General features: G+C 47.0%; 20 protein-coding genes and 1 tRNA gene. 14 read left to right on the top strand and 7 right to left on the bottom strand.

Annotated features, from left to right (window positions below; all coding sequences use genetic code 11):
- Window positions 1-859 precede the first annotated feature (859 nt).
- From WKT10_RS12350 to WKT10_RS12330, 5 genes are all read left to right on the top strand, one after another.
- On the top strand, window positions 860-1147 hold the full coding sequence (locus WKT10_RS12350) for a hypothetical protein (protein WP_340277490.1): 288 nt from the start codon (window positions 860-862) through the stop codon (window positions 1145-1147).
- Window positions 1147-1437, top strand: coding sequence for a CTP synthase (locus WKT10_RS12345; protein WP_340277489.1), 291 nt, complete (start codon window positions 1147-1149; stop codon window positions 1435-1437). Before WKT10_RS12350 ends, WKT10_RS12345 begins: the two co-directional genes overlap by 1 nt.
- A gap of 15 nt (window positions 1438-1452) precedes the next feature.
- Window positions 1453-1632, top strand: coding sequence for a hypothetical protein (locus WKT10_RS12340; protein ID WP_340277487.1), 180 nt, complete (start codon window positions 1453-1455; stop codon window positions 1630-1632).
- Window positions 1633-1723: 91 nt separating this feature from the next.
- Window positions 1724-1927, top strand: a complete 204-nt coding sequence (locus tag WKT10_RS12335) for a hypothetical protein (RefSeq protein WP_066542842.1) — start codon at window positions 1724-1726, stop codon at window positions 1925-1927.
- A 65-nt stretch (window positions 1928-1992) separates the two neighbouring features.
- Window positions 1993-2796 carry an N-acetylmuramoyl-L-alanine amidase gene (locus WKT10_RS12330; protein ID WP_340277482.1) on the top strand — a complete coding sequence of 268 codons (804 nt, stop codon included), beginning with the start codon at window positions 1993-1995 and terminating at the stop codon, window positions 2794-2796.
- A gap of 164 nt (window positions 2797-2960) precedes the next feature.
- Here WKT10_RS12330 and WKT10_RS12325 read toward each other — a convergent pair.
- The 3 genes from WKT10_RS12325 to WKT10_RS12315 form a co-directional block, all read right to left on the bottom strand.
- A tRNA-Thr gene (locus WKT10_RS12325) sits at window positions 2961-3033 on the bottom strand.
- A 55-nt stretch (window positions 3034-3088) separates the two neighbouring features.
- Window positions 3089-3469, bottom strand: coding sequence for a branched-chain amino acid transporter permease (locus WKT10_RS12320; RefSeq protein ID WP_340277480.1), 381 nt, complete (start codon window positions 3467-3469; stop codon window positions 3089-3091).
- Window positions 3466-4170, bottom strand: a complete 705-nt coding sequence (locus WKT10_RS12315) for an AzlC family ABC transporter permease (protein ID WP_340277478.1) — start codon at window positions 4168-4170, stop codon at window positions 3466-3468. The genes WKT10_RS12320 and WKT10_RS12315 overlap by 4 nt, the downstream gene beginning before the upstream one ends.
- Window positions 4171-4382: 212 nt before the next feature.
- On the opposite strand from WKT10_RS12315, the gene WKT10_RS12310 reads away from it, so the two are divergent.
- The 3 genes from WKT10_RS12310 (at window position 4383) to WKT10_RS12300 (ending at window position 8535) form a co-directional block, all read left to right on the top strand.
- Window positions 4383-6077, top strand: coding sequence for a glutamine--tRNA ligase/YqeY domain fusion protein (locus WKT10_RS12310; RefSeq protein WP_340277476.1), 1695 nt, complete (start codon window positions 4383-4385; stop codon window positions 6075-6077).
- 130 nt (window positions 6078-6207) lie between these two features.
- Window positions 6208-7608 carry a MocR-like pyridoxine biosynthesis transcription factor PdxR gene (pdxR, locus tag WKT10_RS12305; RefSeq protein WP_340277568.1) on the top strand — a complete coding sequence of 467 codons (1401 nt, stop codon included), beginning with the start codon at window positions 6208-6210 and terminating at the stop codon, window positions 7606-7608.
- Window positions 7609-7653: 45 nt separating this feature from the next.
- Window positions 7654-8535: a hypothetical protein gene (locus tag WKT10_RS12300; protein ID WP_340277473.1), complete on the top strand. Its 882-nt coding sequence runs from the start codon at window positions 7654-7656 to the stop codon at window positions 8533-8535.
- A gap of 51 nt (window positions 8536-8586) precedes the next feature.
- Here WKT10_RS12300 and WKT10_RS12295 read toward each other — a convergent pair whose 3' ends face one another.
- Window positions 8587-9249: a hypothetical protein gene (locus WKT10_RS12295; RefSeq protein ID WP_066546580.1), complete on the bottom strand. Its 663-nt coding sequence runs from the start codon at window positions 9247-9249 to the stop codon at window positions 8587-8589.
- A 140-nt stretch (window positions 9250-9389) separates the two neighbouring features.
- A complete protein-coding gene (locus WKT10_RS12290) occupies window positions 9390-10184 on the bottom strand; it encodes an AraC family transcriptional regulator (RefSeq protein ID WP_340277566.1) in 795 nt (264 codons plus the stop codon).
- 173 nt (window positions 10185-10357) lie between these two features.
- On the opposite strand from WKT10_RS12290, the gene WKT10_RS12285 reads away from it, so the two are divergent.
- From WKT10_RS12285 to WKT10_RS12270, 4 genes are all read left to right on the top strand, one after another.
- Window positions 10358-11788, top strand: a complete 1431-nt coding sequence (locus WKT10_RS12285) for a glycoside hydrolase family 2 TIM barrel-domain containing protein (protein ID WP_340277470.1) — start codon at window positions 10358-10360, stop codon at window positions 11786-11788.
- 198 nt (window positions 11789-11986) lie between these two features.
- Window positions 11987-12271, top strand: a complete 285-nt coding sequence (locus WKT10_RS12280) for a co-chaperone GroES (RefSeq protein WP_066546627.1) — start codon at window positions 11987-11989, stop codon at window positions 12269-12271.
- Between the two features lie 45 nt (window positions 12272-12316).
- A complete protein-coding gene (gene groL, locus WKT10_RS12275) occupies window positions 12317-13939 on the top strand; it encodes a chaperonin GroEL (protein ID WP_066546631.1) in 1623 nt (540 codons plus the stop codon).
- Window positions 13940-14155: 216 nt separating this feature from the next.
- Window positions 14156-15646, top strand: a complete 1491-nt coding sequence (locus WKT10_RS12270; RefSeq protein ID WP_340277467.1) for a serine hydrolase — start codon at window positions 14156-14158, stop codon at window positions 15644-15646.
- Between the two features lie 115 nt (window positions 15647-15761).
- Here the strand turns inward: WKT10_RS12270 and WKT10_RS12265 are convergent, their stop codons facing one another.
- Both WKT10_RS12265 and WKT10_RS12260 read right to left on the bottom strand, forming a co-directional pair.
- Window positions 15762-17528, bottom strand: a complete 1767-nt coding sequence (locus WKT10_RS12265) for an acid phosphatase (RefSeq protein WP_337433401.1) — start codon at window positions 17526-17528, stop codon at window positions 15762-15764.
- A gap of 145 nt (window positions 17529-17673) precedes the next feature.
- Window positions 17674-18615: an AraC family transcriptional regulator gene (locus WKT10_RS12260; RefSeq protein WP_081422911.1), complete on the bottom strand. Its 942-nt coding sequence runs from the start codon at window positions 18613-18615 to the stop codon at window positions 17674-17676.
- 173 nt (window positions 18616-18788) lie between these two features.
- Here WKT10_RS12260 and WKT10_RS12255 point away from each other — a divergent pair, with 173 nt between their 5' ends.
- Complete coding sequence (locus WKT10_RS12255; RefSeq protein ID WP_340277463.1) at window positions 18789-21848, top strand: glycoside hydrolase family 2 TIM barrel-domain containing protein; 3060 nt, start codon at window positions 18789-18791, stop codon at window positions 21846-21848.
- A 19-nt stretch (window positions 21849-21867) separates the two neighbouring features.
- Window positions 21868-23022 (top strand): MFS transporter, encoded by a 1155-nt coding sequence (locus WKT10_RS12250; RefSeq protein WP_296035225.1) that lies wholly within the window; start codon window positions 21868-21870, stop codon window positions 23020-23022.
- The last annotated feature ends 18 nt before the right edge of the window (window positions 23023-23040 follow it).

The raw sequence follows: 23040 nt of genomic DNA, 5'->3' as shown, positions 1-23040 counted from the left end.
TATAGTCTGGCTTTGTAGATACGCCATCCCGATCAGGAATATCATAGGTGGCTACAATAGATTTTTCTTGGAGCTTGGTATTGAACACAGATGGGGAAATTTATAAATAGAAATTGCGTATGAATTTTTATACTGTTGTGCTCAATACCAAGACGCAAAAACTCGAAAAGGACATTGAACGTAGAAGCTCATTTAGTGTTGCAAAGGATTGTAACGTCCCCTACGGTCTAAGCGTTTACTGCGATGGCACAACCTCAAATACTCCATTTAAGCAAGGATTGACCCAGGCTCAAGAAGGTCGCTGTTTGTCTGTAAAAGGGTTTGAAGCAAATGTGTATAACTCACAGCTTTTTATAACAAATAGCGCCGGAATATTTTATAGATATATTAGCTCTGGGGCATGGGCTAATTGGGAAAAAGTATAAGCTCACCTTGTATAAGTTAACGTACGCTTAGATTTCATGCCATTCTGTATATCCAAATGCACTACCTGCGTAATAAATATTGCGCTGCAATGGAAGAATGTTATTTACACTACCGGCACCCATAAAATAATAAGCTGTTTGAACTCGATAATATGTTTGGGAAGATGTTGTAACTGCCTTGTTATGTATGATCCATCTATATTTTTTACCTTTAATCGACGTGTACACGTTGTAATAGCCTTCTTCAATGATTGTATCAGGAGATGTATCATCGGGAAGATCCTTAGCTTCGTGACTTTCACTCCATAATTTTTCGGTTGTCTTGGTGCTCTCATTTTGCTTGGTATTACACACAATAAAAACGAAAATTCAGGTCCCTTTGGGGCCTTTTATTATACATAAAAATACAAAATCATAGAAAGGAAGGATGCCAAATGGAAAAAATCAAAATCCATGATACTGAATATGAAATCATCAGTATTATGCCGGCAGCCACAAACGTGCTGCGGATTGAATTTGCAGACGCAGTGCCGGAAAAATGGGGGGATATCACCACGTATACAGTTGGTGGGATGGAGGCTGGATACATCAGCGGATATGACACGTTGTATCGTGCAGATGGTCAGATGATTTACCTGAGTAATGATGGCAGTGTGTATGAGCCGCCAGAGGAACAGGGGCTGATTGATGAACCGATGTTAATCGAGGAGGCGGAAGGATAATGGAATACATAGAGACGATCCTCGCCATTTGCGGAGGAATAAGTATTATAGGTGGAGCCGGTGCGGTTATCGTTAAGGTAATCAAGCCGGCTTTTCATCTGACAGCACGAGTCCAGAAACTGGAAGAGCATTCGGACAAGGATTACAAGCGTCTGGTTGCTCTGGAAAATATGCAGAAACAGCAATCCAAGAGTCTTGCAGCTCTGCTCAATCATCAGATCACCGGTAATGGAGTAGAAGCGATGAAGCAGATCCGGGACGAGCTGTTGGAATCTATCATAGATCAATGAAGGGAGGTGAGGAGAATGAAAGAGAAACTGGCGAAGCTGATTGATGTGAAGTCTATCATGACTTTGGCACTGACTGCGGGTTTTGTGGGTCTGACCTGTACCGGAGAGATTTCCGGGCAGGAATACCTTACAATCTTTACTATGATTGTAGGGTTCTACTTCGGAACTCAGATACAGAAAGCAGAGAAGAAGTAAGGAGGTGATCCATCTATCTCCCGATTCGGCAGGGTTAGAGCCGGAAAGAAACTATCACATAGTATTTAAAGGAAAGAGAGGATAAGAAACTATGGCAAATTTAACAGGCAAACATCAGGACAAGATCCCCGGAATGGGCGGATATGTAAACGCAGGACCAGATCTGCAGCCCAAACAGCCAACCCCGTATCTGTACGATGCCCCGTGTGATGTACCGCATCCGGACAAGCATCAGAGCGGCGTGGGTGGCCCATCTGACCGCAACAATAATGGTGTGGATGACAGCGAGGAGTAAGCAAGTTGCACCAGTACAACAGGCCCTTGGGATTCCTTGGGCCTTTTCCATTTTGGAGGATTATCATGGAAATACGAAAAGAGATTAAGCAGATAAACTGTTACGCAGGTCAAAACCGTCCTGCATGGATTGTAATCCATGAGACGGATAATTACAGTAAGGGTGCAGGTGCCCTTAAACACTCCGAAGCCCATCGAAACGGCAACCTGTCCACTTCAGTCCACTGGTATGTGGACGATACGGTAGCAGTACAGACGTTGTATTACAGCGACGGTGCATACGCAGTCGGTAGACAATATGGTACGCCTCTGGTGCCGGGAGTAACCAATACCAACAGCATCAACATTGAGATCTGCGTTAATCCAGACTCTGATTACGATCAGGCCCGTGCTAACTGCGTGGAACTTGTACGCCAGATCATGGCAGAGACAGGTATCAGTGCCGATCATGTAATCCGGCACTATGATGCAAAGCGCAAGCACTGCCCCCGTAAGATGCTGGATCAGCCGCAGTTATGGACAGACTTCAAGGCGGCGTTGTCAGAACCTGTAAAGAAATCCGGCTGGCAGCAGGAAGACAGTGGCTGGAGATACTACCTTGGCAACGGTCAGCCAGTCCGCAATGACTGGTACTGGCATGATGGTAAGTGGTACTGGTTTGACGGCTCCGGCATAATGGTGCATGATACATGGTACAAGTATAAAGACCACTGGTACTATCTGGGCGCTGATGGTGCTATGGTAACAGGCCAGCAGACCATAGACGGTAAGTGGTACATCATGGACGATGAGGGCCGGATGATTGTGGAGCCGGTGACGCTTACACCGGATCAGGATGGGGCGCTGAGATGGCCAGGGCTGGTGGAATAAGAAAAAATCTTTCAGGAAATACCTAACAGACAATATTATATAGGAAGATACATCATAAAGTTAAATGATAGCTTAGTAGTCAAATAGTAGTCAACTTATTCAAAAGAAGTCATATTCCATTTTTGATAAAAGAAAAAACCCTTGTAAACACAAGGGTTTTTTACAGCTACTGACGGGAATCGGACCCGTGACCTCCGCACTACCAATGCGACGCTCTACCGACTGAGCCACAGTAGCAACTTTCTTTTTCTGTCCCGTAAGAACTCTTGTCTCACGCGACTTCGATATAATATCATATGTTTTTGTATTTTGCAATACTTTTTTTAAAAAAATTAAAAATTTTTTTTTTCAGGATCATATAGCATAAAGTTCCTGTAAAAATGCTGATTAAAGTATTCTTTTTCCAAAGGTGTGCACCTGCTGTCACAGCGGATGCGATCAGCTCAGGAAGCCCATGGGGCCAGGTTAGGGGAGTGACGCCTTTTAAGCAGTAGACGATCAGGACCGCCATGATGGCCGGAGGAAGCACGGTTCCCAGATAGCGGATCAGTTCCGGAAGCTGCCGTTTCCCTCCAAAAAGAAGAAAAGGAAACCAGCGGGTTGCCTGGGTGCACAGAACACAGATCAAAAGGGTGATGATTATATAGGAAGTATTTTGCGAAGAATGTATCATGAGAAATCCTCCATATTTCTTTGTATGGTATGCCTGAATATAAGAAGCAGGGCTGATACGGCAATAAGGGGCGGCAGGATAAAGCCGGAGGGGCCGAAAAGAGCCAGACAGAGCATACCGCAGAAAAAACCTGTTTTAGCCGGCAGATGACAGTGTGTTTCCCGCCACTGGTTGACACAGATTACAATAAAGAGAGCAGTCATGGCAAAATCAATGCCTGTGGTGTCAAATGGAAGAAATTGTCCGATGAGGGCTCCTGCCAGCGAACCGGCCACCCAGTAACAGTGATTAAAAAGGGAGATAAAAAGGGACGAAAGCTTCCATTCACGGTCTGTAAAATCATCCGGCTTTTTGGCGGAGCACAGGATGGAATACGTTTCGTCTGTAAGGGAAAAGATCATATAGGGGCCGGCTGCTTTCATTTTACGAAAACGTTCAATAAAGGTCAGGCCATAAAATGCGTGTCGGCTGTTGATCAAAAGCGTCATGATGGCTGTTGCGGCAAAACTCAGCCCTTCTGTGAGAATCCCTATAAGGGCAAACTGCATGGAACCGGCATAGACAAAGAGACTGATGAGAAAGGCCCAGCCGGCTCCAAGACCGGCCTTTTGGAGAAGGAGGCCAAAGGCAATTCCAAGAAAAATATATCCCAGAAAAACAGGGATTGTTTTTATCAGGGCAAATCCAGCTGCTTTTTTCATAGATGCTCCTTTCCGGATTGAAATAGTTCAATCACTTTTGCACGTTGATTTAGTATAGCAGACGAAAGAAAAAATTTCCAGTCTTAAGTGTCAGGGATTCTTATTTCTTAACGTTTCCCTCTTTTCTCCCTGAAAAAAATGTGATATGATTATTCAATACACGGGAATCATTTGGGTTCCATGATGGAAGAGAAATGTACGGAGGAGCAATCATGGCAGAAAAAGACATGGTATTGGAGACAGAGGAGAAAGAAACTGTTTCCAAGAATTTTATAGAACAGGAGATTGACAAAGATCTGGCAGAGGGCGTTTATGATAATGTCCATACCCGTTTTCCGCCGGAGCCAAACGGCTATCTTCATATCGGACACGCTAAGTCCATTCTTTTAAATTACGGACTGGCTCAGAAGTACGGCGGCACCTTTAATCTCCGTTTTGACGATACCAATCCTACAAAGGAAAAGGTAGAGTTTGTAGAATCCATCAAGGCGGATGTGAAGTGGCTGGGTGCTGATTTTGAGAACCGTCTGTTTTTTGCATCCGATTATTTTGAAAAGATGTATGAATGCGCTGTCTTCTTGATTAAGAAGGGAAAGGCCTTTGTATGCGATCTTTCCGCAGAGGAGATCAGAGAGTACCGCGGCGACTTTAACAATCCCGGTAAGGAAAGCCCCTACAGAAACCGTTCCGTTGAAGAAAACCTGCGCCTTTTTGAGGAGATGAAGGAAGGAAAGTACAAGGACGGTGAAAAGGTGCTCCGTGCCAAGATCGACATGGCTTCAGCCAATATCAACATGAGAGACCCGGTTATTTACCGTGTGGCTCATATGGAGCATCACAATACGGGAAATAAGTGGTGCATTTATCCCATGTATGACTTTGCCCATCCCATTGAGGACGCCATTGAGCATATTACCCATTCCATCTGTACACTGGAATTTGAGGATCACAGACCTCTTTACGACTGGGTCGTAAAGGAGTGCGAGTTTGAGAATCCGCCCCGCCAGATCGAGTTTGCCAAGCTGTACCTTACAAATGTAGTTACAGGTAAGCGTTATATCAAGAAGCTGGTTGAGGATTATATTGTGGACGGCTGGGATGATCCCCGTCTGGTATCCATTGCAGCGTTAAGAAGAAGAGGATACACACCGGAGTCTATCCGCCGTTTTGTGGAGCTGGTAGGCGTTTCCAAGGCAAACAGCTCGGTAGATTATGCGATGCTGGAATACTGCATCCGTGAGGACTTAAAGCTTAAAAAAGCCCGTATGATGGCTGTGCTTGACCCTGTAAAGCTGGTGATCGACAATTATCCTGAGGGTCAGATGGAAGAGCTGGATGTGCCGAACAATCTGGAAAATCCTGAGCTTGGCAGCCGTAAGGTTCCCTTTGGCCGTGAGCTTTATATTGAGAGAGAGGACTTTATGGAAGAGCCTCCGAAGAAATATTTCCGCATGTTCCCCGGAAATGAAGTCCGCCTGATGGGCGCTTATTTTGTAAAGTGCACCGGCTGTGAGAAGGATGCAGATGGAAATGTGACAGTGGTACATGGAACCTATGATCCTGAGACAAAGAGCGGTTCCGGTTTTGAGGGAAGAAAGGTAAAGGGAACCATCCACTGGGTAGCCGTTCCTACTGCAAAGAAGGTAGAGTGCCGTCTGTATGAAAATATTGTGGATGAGGAAAAGGGCAAGTTAAATGAAGACGGAAGCCTGAACTTAAATCCCAATTCACTGACCGTACTGCCGGACTGCTATGTAGAGCCTGCACTGGGAGAGGCAGAAAGCTATGACAGCTTCCAGTTCGTGCGCAATGGTTACTTCTGCGTGGACTGCAAGGACAGCACAAAGGAAAAGCCTGTATTTAACCGGATTGTTTCATTAAAGAGCTCCTTTAAGCTTCCCAAATAATGCAGCAGCTGTGTGAGAAACGATAAGATTTTATAAAAAGAATAAAATCGGCTTTGCCGGAAAAAGCAGGAGGAGGCTCTCTGGAAACAGGGGGCCTTTTTCTGTACGTCCCTGATGAAAGGAGAAAATGATGGAACTGATGGTGCCTATTGATAATCAGAGCAGACTTCCTCTGTATGAACAGATTTACCAATATATGAAGGAAGAGATACAGAGCGGGCGGATTCCTGCAGGAAGCAGGCTTCCTTCTACACGGATTCTGGCAGAAAATCTGAAGGTCAGCCGCAGTACCACTCAAATGGCTTATGAACAGCTTCTTTCTGAGGGGTATATCGAAGCGCTGCCCTGTAAAGGATACTTTGTATGCAGGATCGAAGAACTGGTTCGGGTGGAAAAAAACGCAGATGAGGAATTTGCGGAAAACAGGTCTGAAAAAGAAATGCCGTATGCTGTGGATTTTTCCACCAGAGGTATTGATCTGGACAGCTTTCCTTTTAATACCTGGCGCAGGTTAAGCCGCAATACGCTGGTGGACGATAATAAGGAAATGTTTGTCGTGGGGGATCCGCAGGGAGAATATGAGCTCAGAGCAGCGATCCGCGATTATCTTCACTCAGCCAGAGGGGTAAGCTGCCGTCCGGAGCAGATCCTGGTTGGAGCAGGAAGCGAGTATCTTCTCATGCTGCTGTCGCAGCTTTTGGGGAGAGAGACGGGAATTGCCCTGGAAAATCCAACCTATCGTCAGGCTTACCGGGTACTAAAGAGCCTGGGACATCTAGTTGTTCCCGTAAAAATGGACCGGTATGGCATGGATGTTTTGGATCTGGAACAGAGCAAAACTCAGGCTGCTTATGTAATGCCGTCCCATCAGTATCCCACAGGGATAGTCATGCCTGTAAAGCGCAGACAGGAGCTTTTAAGCTGGGCTTACAGAGGAGAAAACAGGTATGTGATCGAAGATGATTATGACAGTGAATTCCGCTATAAAGGACGTCCGATCCCCGCACTTCAGGGCATGGACCAGGGGGGGAGGGTCATTTATATGGGGACATTTTCACGTTCCATTGCCCCGGCGATCCGCGTGGGATTTATGGTGCTTCCTGGAGAGCTCCTTTCAAGGTATCGGAGCCAGGCCGGATTTTATGCCTGTACGGTTTCACGGATCGATCAGAAGGTGCTGTATCATTTTATTACAGGCGGGTATTATGAGCGCCATTTAAACCGGATGCGGGCCGTGTATAAGGGGAAGCATGATGTTCTGTTAAGCGGCCTTAAAGAACTGGAAGATATGTTTTGGATCAGGGGAGAATATGCGGGGATCCATGTGCTTCTCACACATAAAGGGCAGATGCCGGAAAAAGAGCTGATCGAACGGGCTGCCGGTGAGGGCGTACGGGTTTATGGCATGTCGGAAGCCGTGATAGGGGAAAATAAGGATCTGGTGCCGTCTACAGTGATTTTGGGATATGCCAATTTAAAGGAAAAGGAAATACAGGAGGGCTGTATGCGTCTGGCAAGAGCCTGGAAATGAGTACATGGACAGAGAGCCTGAGGAAAGCAGAGAAAGGAGCGCAAGATGAAGAGAAAGAGAAAGGAACGATACAGGTTATGGGCTGCTGTTGCAGTGCTGTATGCAGTGGTGCTGCCGGTAAGTGGACTGATGGGAATGACAGAGAATCGCCAAAATGCCCGGATGCAAAGCGAATCGGTCAGAGAGGTGGAGCCGGTAAATAAGCAGGGCGCAGTGAAAGAGAATGAAGAAAATCCGACCGGTTCGGAGACTGTTTTTGGAGAACTAAGCCTTACGGCAGAGCAGCTTGACGCGGCAGAGGCGGTTTTTTCTTCCCTTGAAAGCCTGGATCTGGAACAGGCGGCCCGGCTCATGGACAGAGAGCAGGACGTTCTGGCAGACCTGTTTTATGAGACAATGGGAGGAACACGGTATCTGTACACACCATCTGGCTTTACTGCTCAGATCGAGGGAGAAGGAATGGTATTTACCATGCCGGGAACGGTATTTTATGGTTATTTTAAAGATGGAAAGCCCAGGGGGGAATGTCTGGCTCTTCAGTTTATCAATGTAGACAGCCCTCGTTACAATTATTCCTATGGAATCTGGAGAAACGGCAGGATGACGGGCTATGGAAGCACAGGATACTGTTATTATGAAAATGTGCCTCAGGGAGAGATGGCTAAAACAGTAAAGCAGGGGAATTTTAAAAATGATTTATTAGAAGGGGAAATTTCCTATGAAACTACCGGTGCAGACGGAACGGTATCCCACTGGTATATGGCGGCATCAGAAGGGGCGACAGTGATCGATACCCGCTGGATCTGGATGGAGGAGGAGAAAGAGTATCAGCTTATGTCTGCCGATGCCCAGAGCCATGGCTATCTGATCAGCGAGGAACAGGCTGGTCAAGTGATGTGGATGAACCTGCTGGGGTGGGAAGTATAAGGGGAAAATAAAGGGACAAAGCCTGAAAATAGCTTTGTCCCGTATATAAACCTAAACCAGCGGCTCATCATCCTCAGTGAGAATGGTCCCCTCTTCATCTTCTGCAAGTTCCACTGAAACTACATCCTCTGTTTCATCATCATCTTCTTCCGAAGAACCCCCATCTTCGGTCTCAGAAGGCTGTTTTTCCGCATAGACTGGTTCGGCATCCAGACGTTCATAGTCATAGAGATCATCATCGTCTACATAATCGTCATCCAGGAAGCCGTCCTCCTCCATGTGTACCTCTTCGGGCTCATCCTCCTTTTCATGCTCCTCCTTCCATTCCTCTTTTTTTGACTTCATGGAATTCAGTGCTATATGTGCGGTGTCCACAGCGGCAGATACAGCCTCATGGGCCGTATCAGAGAACAGGCTTCCTGCGTCCCGGAGCACATTTTTTGTAGCCTGAGCCATATCCTTGGCAGCTACTTTAAATTCGTCTTTGCTGGAGGTAAGAGAAATATAATTGCGGTTTACTTTCGCTGATTCAAAGGTACTGTCTTCAGATCCATCTTTTTTTAATTCACTATCCTCATCTTCTTCAAATTCCCTGAAATCCTTTTCCAGCTCTTTGTGATAGGTCTTATACTGGAGTACATAGGAAACACCGGCTGCCACAGCTCCGGATACGGCGGCTAAAGCGACCAGTTTTCCCCAACCTTTTTTTGCCATATAAATTCCCCTTTCTTTGATAAGTTGTCTGATTATGACTGTTTGCTATTATTGTAATACGAATGGGAAAAAAAATAAACATGAAATCATAAAAAAAATATTAAATTACAGGAAAATCATCCAGAGAAAGAAAATTTTTATCAGAATAAAACGGTTCTGAATTTTAAAGGCGGGATGCCCTCCTGTTTTTTAAAAAAGCTGATAAAACTGGATTCTCCTCCAAAGCCGCATTGGCAGGCGATTTCGTGAACGGGAAGTTCGGTGGTTTTTAAAAGCTCTTTTGCTTTGGAAAGACGAAGAGACAGCAGGTATTCATAGGGCGGAACACCGGTCTGGCGTTTAAACTGTCTGGAAAATTGGGAAGGACTCAGGCTGACTGCCTTTGCCATATGTTCAACCGTTATTTTTTCGGAATAATGTGCCTTCATATAGCGGACCGCTGCAAAGGACAAACTGTTTTCTCCCTCAGAATCCATGGTTTCTTCAAACAGGCCTGTGATCAGTGTATATATCCTGGAGGATAAGCGGCTGATGCTTATGGCTTCTCTGGCTTTTATAAGCTCAAAAAGCTCATAGATATGGGCAGGAATTACAGAAGCTGGGGAAATAATGCAGCCTCTTTTGATCATGAGCTCCTCAAAAAGCTCTTTTGTATTGCTGCCGGAGATATGGAGCCAGTATGTTTCCAGATGATTGTGGGTGCAGTACATGTGAGGTCCAAAGCAGTCTACCAGAGCGATTTCTCCGGCTTTTGCTGTGAGCTCACGTCCCTGATATAAAAAAGAAAAGGTACCGCGGACGATGTAAGCGATTAAAATACTGTCAAAGGAGCTGCGGTCTACCCGGTATCCACTGGTACAGTAAAAATGGCCTGCGCTTAAAGGGTAAAAAAAGAGCCTGGGATTAAAAGCGCCGGAATAGAAAAAAGCTCGGATGACTGTAAGATACCTTTTTGCATATTCCTCCTACTCTGCCATACAGCAGGATTTTGAAATTATTCGGCGGTATTTCAAAAGAAATTTCCGCTGCTTCATTGTATACTAAAACAGAACAGGGGTCAATCAATCAGCCTGTGAATCTTTAAGTCTATATAACAGAGGTGGCAGAGATGAAGTGTATTACAGAATTAAAGGATTGGGATTTTAAAATCCCGGAGCTTGGATTTGAAAAAAGAGTGACGCTTCCTTATACATGGAATGTGGAAAATGAGCGGCCGGTACAGCTTTACAGAGGACCGGCAGAATATACAACAGAAATTGAACTGGATGAAATGCCATGGGACAGGGCAGTGCTGTATTTTGGTTGTGTATTTCATACGGCCAGGGTATTTGTAAACGGAATACCGGCAGGAGGCCATACAGGCTCTGGATATACGCCCTTTGAGTTGGATATAACTGATTTGGCAGTACGGGGGAAAAACCAGATCTGTGTAGTCGCAGACAACAGTAAAAAAGAGGATATGCTCCCTCATGGACTGGATTATGACTGGGCGGATGACGGAGGGCTGCTCCGGGATGTATGTCTGATCCGGATGGAAAAGGACGATATTATGGAAATGAAAACAGGGTATGCCATTGAATCCATAAGCGGACAGACCTGCAGCGGTTATCTGGAGTTTTATATAAAAGGAACAGCGAAAGAGGCCCTGGTGCAGGTGTCGGAGTACAAAACCGGACACATAGTGCTGTCTGAAACGATCCATACAGACACGCTGGTCCGTATCCCCTTTGTGGGCCTTAAGCTATGGGCGCCGGAGCATCCCCAGCCAGAGCCCTTTGAGCACAGCAGAAAATGCCTGTCTCAGTTAAAACAGGCGGGCTGCGTATTTACCCGTTTCCACTGGCAGCAGGACAGAAAGATCCTGGACTGGTGCGATGAAAACGGACTTATGGTTCAGGAGGAGATTCCTTTCTGGGGACAGCCAAAGAAAGCCGGATCAGAGCAGCTTGCGCTGGCAAAGCAGCAGGCCGGGGAAATGGTGCATTATCACGGCAGCCATCCGTCCATTATCTGCTGGGGCGTTGGAAATGAGCTTGGGGGAGAACTTCCGGAAACCATTGCGTATGTAAAGGAGATGTACCGGTATTTTAAAGAACTGGATGGCAGCAGGCTGGTGAATTATGTTTCCAATACGGTTTCCAGAGATGCAAATGTTGATTTGGATGATGCGGCCATGTATGGCGATATTGCCATGTGGAATGAGTATCTGGGTCTCTGGCAGCCCTGTGAGGATGTAGAAGGGGTGCTCCGAAGGACGTATGAGAAGTTTGGCGGTATGCCGTCCATGGTTACGGAATTTGGATTGTGTGAGCCCGCTTTTGAAGGGGGCGATGAGAGAAGGGCGCAGATCTTAAGAGAGCGGATCCCGGTATATAAAAGCCTCGAAAATATGGCAGGCTATGTATGGTTTTCCTTAAATGACTATCGAACTCACTATGGGGAATATGGGGAGGGGAAAATGAAGCAGCGGATCCATGGGTCGACGGATCTGTATGGAAATGAAAAGCCTTCCTATGAGGTGTTCTGTGAAATTGAGTAAAATGGCGTTGTTTTAGTCATATTTGAGTAAGTGGCGCTGTATGATCTAATGATACTTCACAAATATTTTAGAAAATATTAGCACTCAACTCTTGACAGTGCTAATAAGCAGTGGTATAACTTACATTGTGAACAAAAGAAGCAGGAAACAGCAAAAGCTGAGAGAAAATAATGAATGATCACAAGGAGGAATCCAGATATGAAGTTAGTACCATTATTTGACAAGGTCGTATTAAAGCAGTTAGTTGCAGAGGAGACTACCAAGTCCGGCATCGTTCTTCCGGGAGCAGCAAAGGAAAAGCCACAGCAGGCAGAGGTAATCGCAGTTGGACCAGGCGGCGTGGTTGACGGCAAGGAAGTGGTTATGCAGGTAAAGGCCGGCGACACTGTAATCTATTCCAAGTATTCAGGAACAGAGGTAGAGCTGGATGACGAGAAGTATGTGATCGTTAAGCAGAGCGACATTCTGGCAGTAGTAGAGTAATCATTAAAAATACGGACTTATTTATAAATTTGGAGGTTGATTGACATGGCAAAGCAGATTAAATATGGCGTAGATGCCCGCAAGGCACTGGAAGCAGGCGTAAATCAGTTAGCAGATACCGTTCGCGTAACCTTAGGCCCTAAGGGACGCAACGTAGTTCTTGACAAGTCCTTTGGCGCACCGCTGATCACAAATGACGGTGTTACTATTGCAAAGGAAATCGAGCTTGCAGATCCATTTGAGAACATGGGCGCACAGCTGATCAAGGAAGTTGCTTCCAAGACAAATGACGTAGCAGGCGACGGTACTACCACAGCAACCGTTCTGGCACAGGCTATGGTAAATGAAGGCATGAAGAACCTGGCAGCAGGCGCTAACCCGATCATCTTAAGAAAGGGTATGAAGAAGGCCACAGACGCAGCTGTTGAGGCGATCAAGGCTATGAGCAAGCCTGTAGGCGGCAAGGCTCAGATCGCAAGAGTAGCAGCTATCTCTGCATCGGATGATGAGGTAGGTACAATGGTAGCTGACGCCATGGAGAAGGTTTCCAAGGACGGCGTTATCACCATCGAGGAATCCAAGACCATGAAGACAGAGCTGGATCTGGTAGAAGGTATGCAGTTTGACAGAGGCTACCTGTCCGCATATATGTGCACCGATATGGATAAGATGGAAGCAAATCTGGATGATCCATACGTTCTGATCACTGATAAGAAGATCTCCAATATCCAGGATCTGCTGCCTCTGTTAGAGCAGATCGTAAAGATGGGCGCAAGACTGCTGATCATCGCTGAGGATGTTGAGGGCGAGGCATTAACAACTCTGATCGTAAATAAGTTAAGAGGTACCTTCAATGTAGTTGCTGTCAAGGCTCCGGGCTACGGCGACAGAAGAAAAGAGATGCTTCAGGATATCGCAATCCTGACCGGCGGTACCGTTATTTCCGAAGAGGTTGGTCTGGATCTGAAGGATGCTACCTTAGATCAGTTAGGCCGTGCAAAATCTGTTAAGGTACAGAAGGAAAACACCATCATCGTTGATGGTGAGGGCGATAAGGAAGCGATTGCAGCAAGAGTGGCTCAGATCCGCAAGCAGATCGGTGAGACTACCTCTGAGTTTGATAAGGAGAAGCTGCAGGAGCGTCTGGCTAAGCTGGCAGGCGGCGTAGCTGTTATCCGTGTAGGCGCTGCTACCGAAACAGAGATGAAGGAAGCCAAGCTGCGTATGGAGGATGCATTAAATGCAACCCGTGCGGCAGTTGAGGAAGGCATCATCGCAGGCGGCGGTTCTGCATACGCACATGCTACCGTAGATGTTCAGAAGGTAGTAGACGGTCTGGAAGGTGATGAGAAGACAGGCGCTAAGATCATCTTAAAGGCTCTGGAGGCTCCTCTGTTCCACATCGTTTCCAACGCAGGTCTGGAAGGCGCTGTTGTTGTAAATAAGGTAAAAGAGTCTGAGGTTGGATGCGGTTTTGACGCATACAATGAGAAATTTGTAGATATGATCGAGGCTGGTATCCTGGATCCTGTAAAGGTTACAAGAAGCGCTCTGCAGAACGCTACCAGCGTTGCATCTACTCTGCTTACAACAGAGTCTGTTGTAGCAGCGATCAAGGAGCCGGCTCCCGCAGCTCCTGCAGCACCTGACATGGGCGGAATGTACTAATTTCCCTGTCAAAACTGGTAAAATATAAAACTACGGATTCCCTCTGGATCTGGGATTTATTCTCAGAACCAGGGGGGATTTTTGCGTAAATGAGGGTTTTTGAGAAAAGAAACGGGTACAGCCTTAATGAAAATGTAATACTTCTGTGCTTTTTTGTAAAAGAAAACTGTGATATACTGGAAAAATACATTGGATAGAAAACGAGGTACTTGATATATGAAACCATACAGATGGAAGCGGGTTCTTGGTATATGTACAGCTGCGGTCTTGGGGCTGTCTTTTCCGGCTTATGCGGTAACGATTACGCCTTTAAATCCGGAAACAGGACAAAGCTCTTCCTCAGAGCCTTCTGGAACGGGAGCACCTGCATCACAGGAAAATACAGAACGTTTAAATATTGCCCAGCCGGTTGTGTCCTCTGAGGGGGCGGTGCTCATGGACGGGGCTTCGGGAAAGGTGCTGTTTTCCAAAAATGGAGACACCCGCTATTATCCGGCCAGTATTACAAAGCTGATGACGGCTCTCTTAGTGGCAGAAAACTGTAGCCTGGATGATACGGTGACATTTTCAGCATCAGCTACTACAAATCTGGAATCAGGAGCTGTTTCCATCGGTATGGTGGAGGGCGATACCATGACGGTTCGCCAGTGTCTGTATGCCCTGCTTTTAAAGTCTGCTAACGAAGTAGGAAATGCGCTGGCAGAACACGTTTCAGGTAGTGTCCAGGCATTTGCAGACAGGATGAACGAGAAGGCGGTTAAACTTGGCTGTACCAACACCCATTTTACGAATCCCCATGGATTAAATGATCCGGAGCATTATACCACGCCAAAGGACATGGCGCTGATCGCCAGAGCTGCTTTTCAGAATGAGGTGGTAAGGACAGTAGCGTCCACCAGGACATACAGTCTTCCGGCTACGAAAAAGAATCCTTCCGGGCTTACGGTCACAATGGGACATAAGATGTTAAATCCCAATGATTCCCGTTATTATGAGGGGATAATCGGGGGGAAGACGGGTTATACCTCCAAGGCAGGAAATACACTGGTAACGGCGGCAGAACGGAATGGAGTCCGCATGATCGCGGTAGTGATGAAGAGCCGTTCCACCCACTATGTGGATACAAAGGCCATGCTGGACTATGGATTTGAGCTGGCAAAGGCAGGAGCGCTTGGAACAAACCAGACTGGGGGACAGAATGCAGGTTCTTCCCAGACAGGAGCGGGAAGCGGCGGTCCCGGAGCTGGTGCCGGCCCATCAGGGGCAGCCGGTGCTCCCGAAAGTACAGGAGCATCAGGAGTAACGGTTGTACCGGGAAATACGGGTGCTCCCCAGAACCCGGGAAACACGGGTGTTCCGGTCACAGGTACAGAGGGCGGACCTGGTGTTTCTTCTCAGCACGGCTGGGCAAAGACGGAAAAAGGCTGGAATTTTGTCAAGGATAACGGAGCAAAAGCCAGTGGGGAATGGGTTTCTGATGCAGAAGGAATCTATTGGATCGATGAAGATACATTTATGGCAAAAGGCTGGCGCCAGATTGATGGAAAGTGGTACTATCTGCGTTCCAACGGTGCTATGGCAAAAAACTACTGGGAAGAAAGCCAGGATGGAGTTTGGTACTATCTGGGAGCAGACGGTGTGATGATGACAAATGCCACAACCCCGGACGGATACCGGGTAGGAGCGGACGGAGCCTGGATCCGGTAGGGGATATTTCCGTATACAGGATGATCAACCGGCGATCGATTATAAAAATGCGGCAGACTGTTTGTGTGGGTCTGCCGCATTCTTCATGCAGTGTGCCTGATGGCATGCTGTTTTATTATTTTACGATAACTGCCTGATCAGTTACTTCTACGGTCTTTCCATCCGCCAGTCCAACGGTCTTTACAGAAGCAAAGCTGCCATTGATCTGATCGGCAGTCAGAACGGTCATGCCGGAAGCTGGCTGGGAATAATTGGTGAAATCAAGGATCAGGTCGCCGCCTGCATTTACAGTTCCGCCTACTGCGAGCATATCTTCAGGACCGCTGATCTTTAAGGTTAAATCACCCTCAGCGCCCTGTGTAAAGTCGCCCGAGATATTAAGCGCGCCGTTTACATTTTCTGTAATGGCTGCATGATTGTCTACAGAGCTGTATCCGAAGGCGTAAGGAGAGGCTGCGGTGAGCGTTCCTCCGTTTACATGGACGCCGCCGGTATAGCTGTTATTTCCCCACAGTTCCAGAGTGCCGGAGCCGTTTTTCGTAAGGCTTCCTTCTCCGTCGATGTCATTTTTCCACTGGTCAAAGGCATCAAAGCCGCCCTTGGAACTGTCCATGGTTACGGTTACGTCTGTATCAAAGGAGCCGTAGCCGTCGCCTGCTTCATAGAGGTTTAAGCGTCCCCAGCCCTCGGCGTCATCCAGAAATACATAGCCGGAGGGGAGGCCTGTGGAATACAGAACCCATCTGCGCTGGTCTGCATTCAGATAAGGGAATCTTGTTTCCAGAAGAACTTCTGCTCCCTTTGGAACACGCATAGGCTGTGTGGGATCACCGGTCTGAGGCATATTGTAGGTCATGCGTTCATTGTATCGGATGGCGTTTAATTCATCATCATCATAGTAGGTTACTTCCTTGGCAGAAGGATTCTTAAGAAGGATTTCTTCTGCTTCTTTGCGGGCGTCTGCCTTTAACTGGGCATTGTCCGGATCATTTAAGGCTGCGGCAGCCAGGGCCATTGCCATGGTGCGTCCGCCCATTACGTCCATAGGAGAGTGCATACCTGCGATGATGCGGTAATTTCCAATCTCAGATGCATTGGTAAGACATTCTTTAAACTGTTCCGGAACTGCATAGGCCAGAGAAAGGGATGCCAGATAGCCTGCGTTTGTGTGGCCGCTTGGGAAGCCGCCGTCCTCCATGGGCTTTGATGATACGCAGGGCTTTAAGGCCGGTACGATGGATACGTCGCTGCTCCAGCGGAAGGGGCGCATATACTGGAAATAAACCTTGGCAGGATTGCCGCTGGCATGAGGGCCGCGGACTGTATTTACAAGCTCTACCATGCTGCCGAGAGAGGAGGTTTCATCGGCCCAGGATCCATTTTCATTGCCCTTATCACTGTATTTTTTCGTTTCTGCATCAGCAGGGATGGCATCCGGCAGAGAGGTTTTCGCATTTGCCAGGTTTTTAAACGCGGTTTCATAGGAACCCAGTCCGTCCAGTGCGGACCAGTTCTGGTTCTGGCGGTCGGTGAGATAAGCCTGAACTTCCTGCTCCAGCGTGCGGTTCTGGGTCATGGTAATGCAGGTAAAGATATTCTGGTCCAGAAGACGCTTTCCGTCCTCGCCAAGCTTGGTTCCGTTATCCCAGCTGGATCCTGGCTCCCAGATGTTTAAGAAGGGGGAGAGAACCCCTACGACTGCATTAGACTCAGGGGACTGGTTTTCCATGGCATTTGTCTTGTAGGTATCTACAAAGTAGCCATGGGGACCCGGAACTGGTTCGATGGCAGCTGGATCAGTGGCAGCCATAACTGGTGTGGCAGTCATTGCCAGCGCTGCTCCAAGAGCACCTGCCTGCTTGATGAATTTTGAACGTTTCATAGAAAAAAAATCCTCCTCGCGAATCAATTTTAAATTCATCATAACAAAGAAAAACAGACAAAGACTACTCATATTTTGCGTGTTTTGAGAAGGGGAATATGCATTTTATGCGTTTTGGTAATGCCGGGGTAAAATTACGGTAAAATTACTGTTGTTCATCTGGGGCCGTAGGACGGTAGGAGGAGTGGTGGGAAGTCAGCTTGTAGTCCGAGGGAGACATACCGCAGAACTTTCGGAATACCCGGTTGAACTGTGAAAAACTGGAAAAACCAGTGGATTCTGCTACCTGCGTAATACGCATAGGTGAATTGAGCAGGAGATACTGGGCATTTTTAATCCGTGTCAGCTGGATGTACTGTACCACCGTGTAGCCAGTGACATTTTTAAACTGGTGGGACAGATAGTAGGGACTGATGTAAAATGTCTCTGCCAGAGCGGCCAGAGAAATATCTTCCGTGTAGTGGGTATGGATATAGTTGGTAATAGTATAAATCTTTTCTTTCACACCGTTTTCCACGTTAGGAACGTAATGGTTTAGCCCCTGCATTTCATACAGGAGAAAGAGAAATTCCGTAAATTTGGTGTGTATCAGAAGATTGCGGATATTGACATTGGGCGTATCTTTGGCAATCATTACGATTTCATTGAGCTTCTGGTATAAACGGTTCTGTTCCTCTTTGTGAAAACGAAAAATGGGTACAGAGCTGTTAAAAACGGAAAGGATTTCCTTATAGCCGGAAGCACCGTAATTCATCTGTTTTGGCAGCATAAATCCAATGATGATACGATCGCTGGGCGGGCCGGGCAGATATTCGGACTGATGGAGCACCGATGGAGGGAGCAGCACCAGATCATTGGCAATGATATCATAGCGTTTTCCCTCTACGAAATGGTATGCCTTTGGGCTTAAGAGGATCATCAGTTCATAAAAGCTGTGAAAATGTGGAAAATCCATGTTGATAGCGTGACTTCGTTTATCGTAGTCAAAGTAATAAAAGGTAGAGTTTTCAATGGGTGTGGCTACCTCATTGATAATAATGGAAAAGCCTTCTTCGTAGAGAAGCGGAGAGTTGTGGTAGGTTTTCATAAGTGTGTTCCCCCTGAACATAGTAAACAGTTATATTTCATTCAGTAAAACACAGAAAAACAAAAAATGCAATACCCAAATATCATAAAGACAAAATTGAAATAGTTATTGCTTTAAAAAGCAGGTATACTGTAGTATAATGTTAAAAAATAATAATCATAGGAGACATCATAATGCAGATACCAGGCTATTTTGAGGATATGAATTATTTACATGTAAATACAGAGCCGGATCGGGCGTATTATATTCCAGCTTCTGGCAAAGGCTGTTACTTTCTGGATCGGGAGAAATCAGACAGGTTTCTCCTTTTAAGCGGTTCCTGGCAGTTTCAGTATTTTGAAAGCGTATACGATCTGCCGCAGGAGTTCTGGAAGGAGGGAGCAGGAAAGGGAAAAGAGGTGCAGGTTCCTGCCGTATGGCAGAGTTACGGCGTGGATGGAAACCAGTATATCAACACCCGGTATCCATTTCCCTTTGACCCGCCCTATGTGCCGAGGGAAAATCCCTGCGGGCTGTATGAACGAAGTTTTGAGTACAAATGCTGTCTCGATGCTCCGGAGGCATTTTTGAACTTTGAGGGTGTGGATTCCTGCTTTTATGTGTGGATCAACGGAATCTTTGTGGGATATTCCCAGGTATCCCATTCCACCAGTGAATTTCACATTACCCGGTATCTGAAAGAGGGTGAAAACCGCCTGACCGTACTGGTGTTAAAATGGTGTGACGGAAGTTATCTGGAGGATCAGGATAAATTACGTATGAGCGGCATTTTTCGTGATGTGTATGTGCTGAGACGTCCTAAGGAGGCAGTCCGCGATTACTTTATCCGTCCTTATATCCGGGAAAATGGGGCAGAGGTTTGTATGGAGCTGTCCTTTTATGGCAACAGCCGTCCTGATGGCCGGATCCGTGTGCTTGACCCGGAGGGAAAGGCAGTCTGGGAACAGAGCTGGAACGAAACAGCAGATAGGGATCAAATACGGTTTTATCTGGAAAACTGCCGTCTGTGGACCGCAGAAACGCCCTGGCTTTATACCGTTGAGATCCAGACCGAAAAGGAATGGATCACCGACCGATTTGGCATCCGTGAGATTTCTGTGGAAAACGGTGTTCTGTTTATCAACAAAACACCGGTAAAGTTCCACGGAGTGAACCGCCATGACAGTGACCCTGTTACTGGCTATGCCATAAGCAGACAGCAGATGGAACGGGATCTTAAGCTGATGAAGGAGCACAATGTAAATGCCGTCCGTACCAGCCATTATCCAAACAGTCCCCAGTATTACCACCTGTTTGACGAGATGGGTTTTTATGTAATGGATGAGGCGGACAACGAGAGTCACGGTACGGATAAGGTATTTAAAAAGGTGGATGACTGGGATACCCATGTAAAGAAGTGGAACCGTACGATTGCAGATAATCCTGCATATACGGAGGCGGTTCTGGACCGTACAAGACGCTGTGTGGAACGGGATAAAAACCATGCCAGCGTACTGATGTGGTCCATGGGAAATGAAAGCGCCTACGGCTGTGCCTTTGAAGCAGCCATGGCCTGGACGAAGGAGAGAGACGATACCAGGCTGTGCCACTATGAGGGCGCCAGATATGTGCCGGATGTAAAGAAATATGATTTTTCCAATATGGATCTGTACAGCCGGATGTACCCGGATCAGGAGGAAATCATACGGTATTTTGAGGAGCAGGAAAGCCGTACGTTTTCTGAAAATCTTCCCTTTATGATGTGCGAATATGCGCACGCTATGGGAAACGGACCGGGAGACCTGGAGGATTATTTTGAATTGATCCACCGATATGATGGAATGTGTGGCGGCTTTATCTGGGAATGGTGCGATCATGCAGTAAAAACCGAATCAGGCTTTCTTTATGGCGGAGATTTTGGGGAAGAGCTTCATGACGGAAATTTCTGTGTGGACGGACTGGTGTCTCCGAACCGGATTCCACATCCGGGCTTAAGGGAATTTAAAAATGTATACCGCCCGGCCAGGATTCAGAGCGCAGATTGGGAAACGGGAGCGATTGTCTTTAAAAACTATATGGATTTTACAGACCTTAAGGACTATGTGTATCTGAAATGGGAAGCGGTTCAGGATGGGATCATCATAGAGGAAAGTATACAGAAGGAGCTGCCGTCCGTACTGCCTCATACGTGCGGTACGGTGTATTATACAGGGAAGCTCCCTGAAAATGGAAGCTGCTTTTTGAGAGTGAGATATCTGTTAAAATCTCCGGTTCCAGGACTTAAGGAAGGCTGGGAGCTTGGCTTTGATGAGATCCGGATGCCGGAGACTGCGGCTGGAAGGCAGGAGAAAGCTTTGGGATGTGAAAGCCGGCCTGCAGCCTGCTCCGGCGCACTCACACTGGAGCAGACAGAGCGTCGGATTACAGTAACCGGGGCGGATTTTACCTATGTGTATGATACCTTCTCAGGAGCTTTCTCCGGGATCAGAAAGGGAGAAAAGGAATACCTCATCCGTCCCATGGAGTACAATATCTGGCGTGCCCCAACGGATAATGACCGAAAAATCCGGCTGGAGTGGGAGAGAGCTGGCTATGACCGCACCAAGGTGCGTACCTATACCACAGAGGCTCGTTTGAGAGAAGACGGCTCTGCAGAGCTTGTGACAGAGCTGTCTCTGTCGGCCGTTCATATCCAGCGTATTTTAAATATAAAAGCCAGCTGGCTGATCCATAGGGATGGCTGTATCCAGGTGAAGCTGGATGTAAAAAAAGATATGGAATTCCCATTTCTGCCAAGATTCGGCCTGCGCCTGTTCCTGGATCAGAGTCTTGACCGGGTACGATACTGCGGAATGGGGCCGGATGAAAGCTATCCGGATAAGCATCAGGCGTCCTGGCACGGTATTTTCGAGGGAGATGTGCGCACTATGCACAGGCCTTATCTGAAGCCTCAGGAGTATGGTTCCCACTGGGACTGCAGCTGGTGTGAGATTTCAGGAGAAGAGATGAGCTTTCAGGCTTCATCGAAAGAAGGCTTTATGTTCCAGGCCTGCGAGTATACTCAGGAGGAACTGTCCGAAAAAGCACATGACTTTGAACTTAAGGAGGCAGGATGCACTGTTCTCTGCTTGGATCACAATCAGAGCGGCATCGGATCCGGAAGCTGCGGGCCTCAGCTGCTGGAAAAATATCAGTTCAATGAGCCTGAATTTTCCAGAACCTGGGTTATAACTCCGGGAAAGCGCAAAGAATAAACAGGAGAGAAAACAGAAAATGAAACGAACAAAGTGGATTGCATTTTTATGCTTTGCTTTTTTAATGGCAGGTCTTGGAGCAAATGACGCCCTTCGAGGGATCTTTGCCCCTGTGTTCCAGGAACGGTACGATTTAAACGGGAGCCAGCTTTCGTTGATTGTTACTATCAGTTATGTGGGAAATCTGCTGTTTTTAAGCATCGGAGGGAAGCTTCTGGATCTGTTTCCCAGAAAGAATGTGGCTGTGGCGGTAACGGCTGTCTGGGCGGGAGCAGTTGCCCTAAATCTGGTGTCCGACAGCTATATATGGATTCTGGTATCCATGTTTTTTGCTCTGGGAGCATCCACCCTTTTAAATACTACGGTCAATATATTGACTCCGGCGGTGTTCGCAGGATATGCGGGCCTTATGGTAAATGTGCTGTTTTTTATCCAGGGGATTGGTACCAGCGGAAGCCAGCTTCTGCTGGGAAGATACGCCTTCCACTATGCAGGATGGAAATGGATTAACGCTGCCCTTTTGATTGTGGCCTTTCTGGTAATTGTCCTGTTTTTCTTTTTAAAGATCCCAAAACAGGGAGAGGAGAAGGAGCGGGAGAAGGAAATTCTTAAAAAAGAGCCGGATTCAAAGATATTCTGGATTTTTATTGCCATGATGGGCTGTTATTTTATTGGGGAACACGGCATCATGAACTGGCTGATGTCCTACTGTATCTCTGCATTTTCCATGGAAGCCTCCAGCGCTTCTGCAAGCCTGTCCCTGTTCTGGGGCGGCATGACGGCAGGACGTCTGATGTTTGCTCCCGTGGTTCAGAAAATGGGCGCGGTAAAGAGCATGAAGCTCTTTGGCGGCATCGGAACGGTGATGTTCTGCGCCGGCTGTATCCTGGGAGAGAGCGGCGTATGGGTTCTGGGAGCATCAGGCTTTGCGCTGGCGATTTTGTATCCCACCATGGTGCTTTTGATCCAGCAGATTTATCCGGTTCAGACCGCAGCCACCCGTACAGGCGTTATCATCAGTGCGGCTACGGTAGCAGATATTGTGTTTAATCTGCTCTTTGGCGCAGTTTCCTCCAAGTGGGGGTATGGCATCAGCTTTATGATCCTTCCTGTGGCTATGGCTGTTTTTTATGGTTTGTATCTGAGGCTCGCAGGAAGTTTGAAAAGAAATTGAGGAAAAATGAAAATAGAA

Origin of the sequence: Enterocloster sp. HCN-30185 (genome assembly GCF_037890305.1) — a bacterium.
In the GTDB taxonomy this organism is placed as follows: Bacteria; Bacillota; Clostridia; order Lachnospirales; family Lachnospiraceae; genus Enterocloster.
The sequence above is the reverse complement of the archived record's forward strand: the minus strand, read 5'-3'. Positions and strand labels throughout refer to the sequence as shown.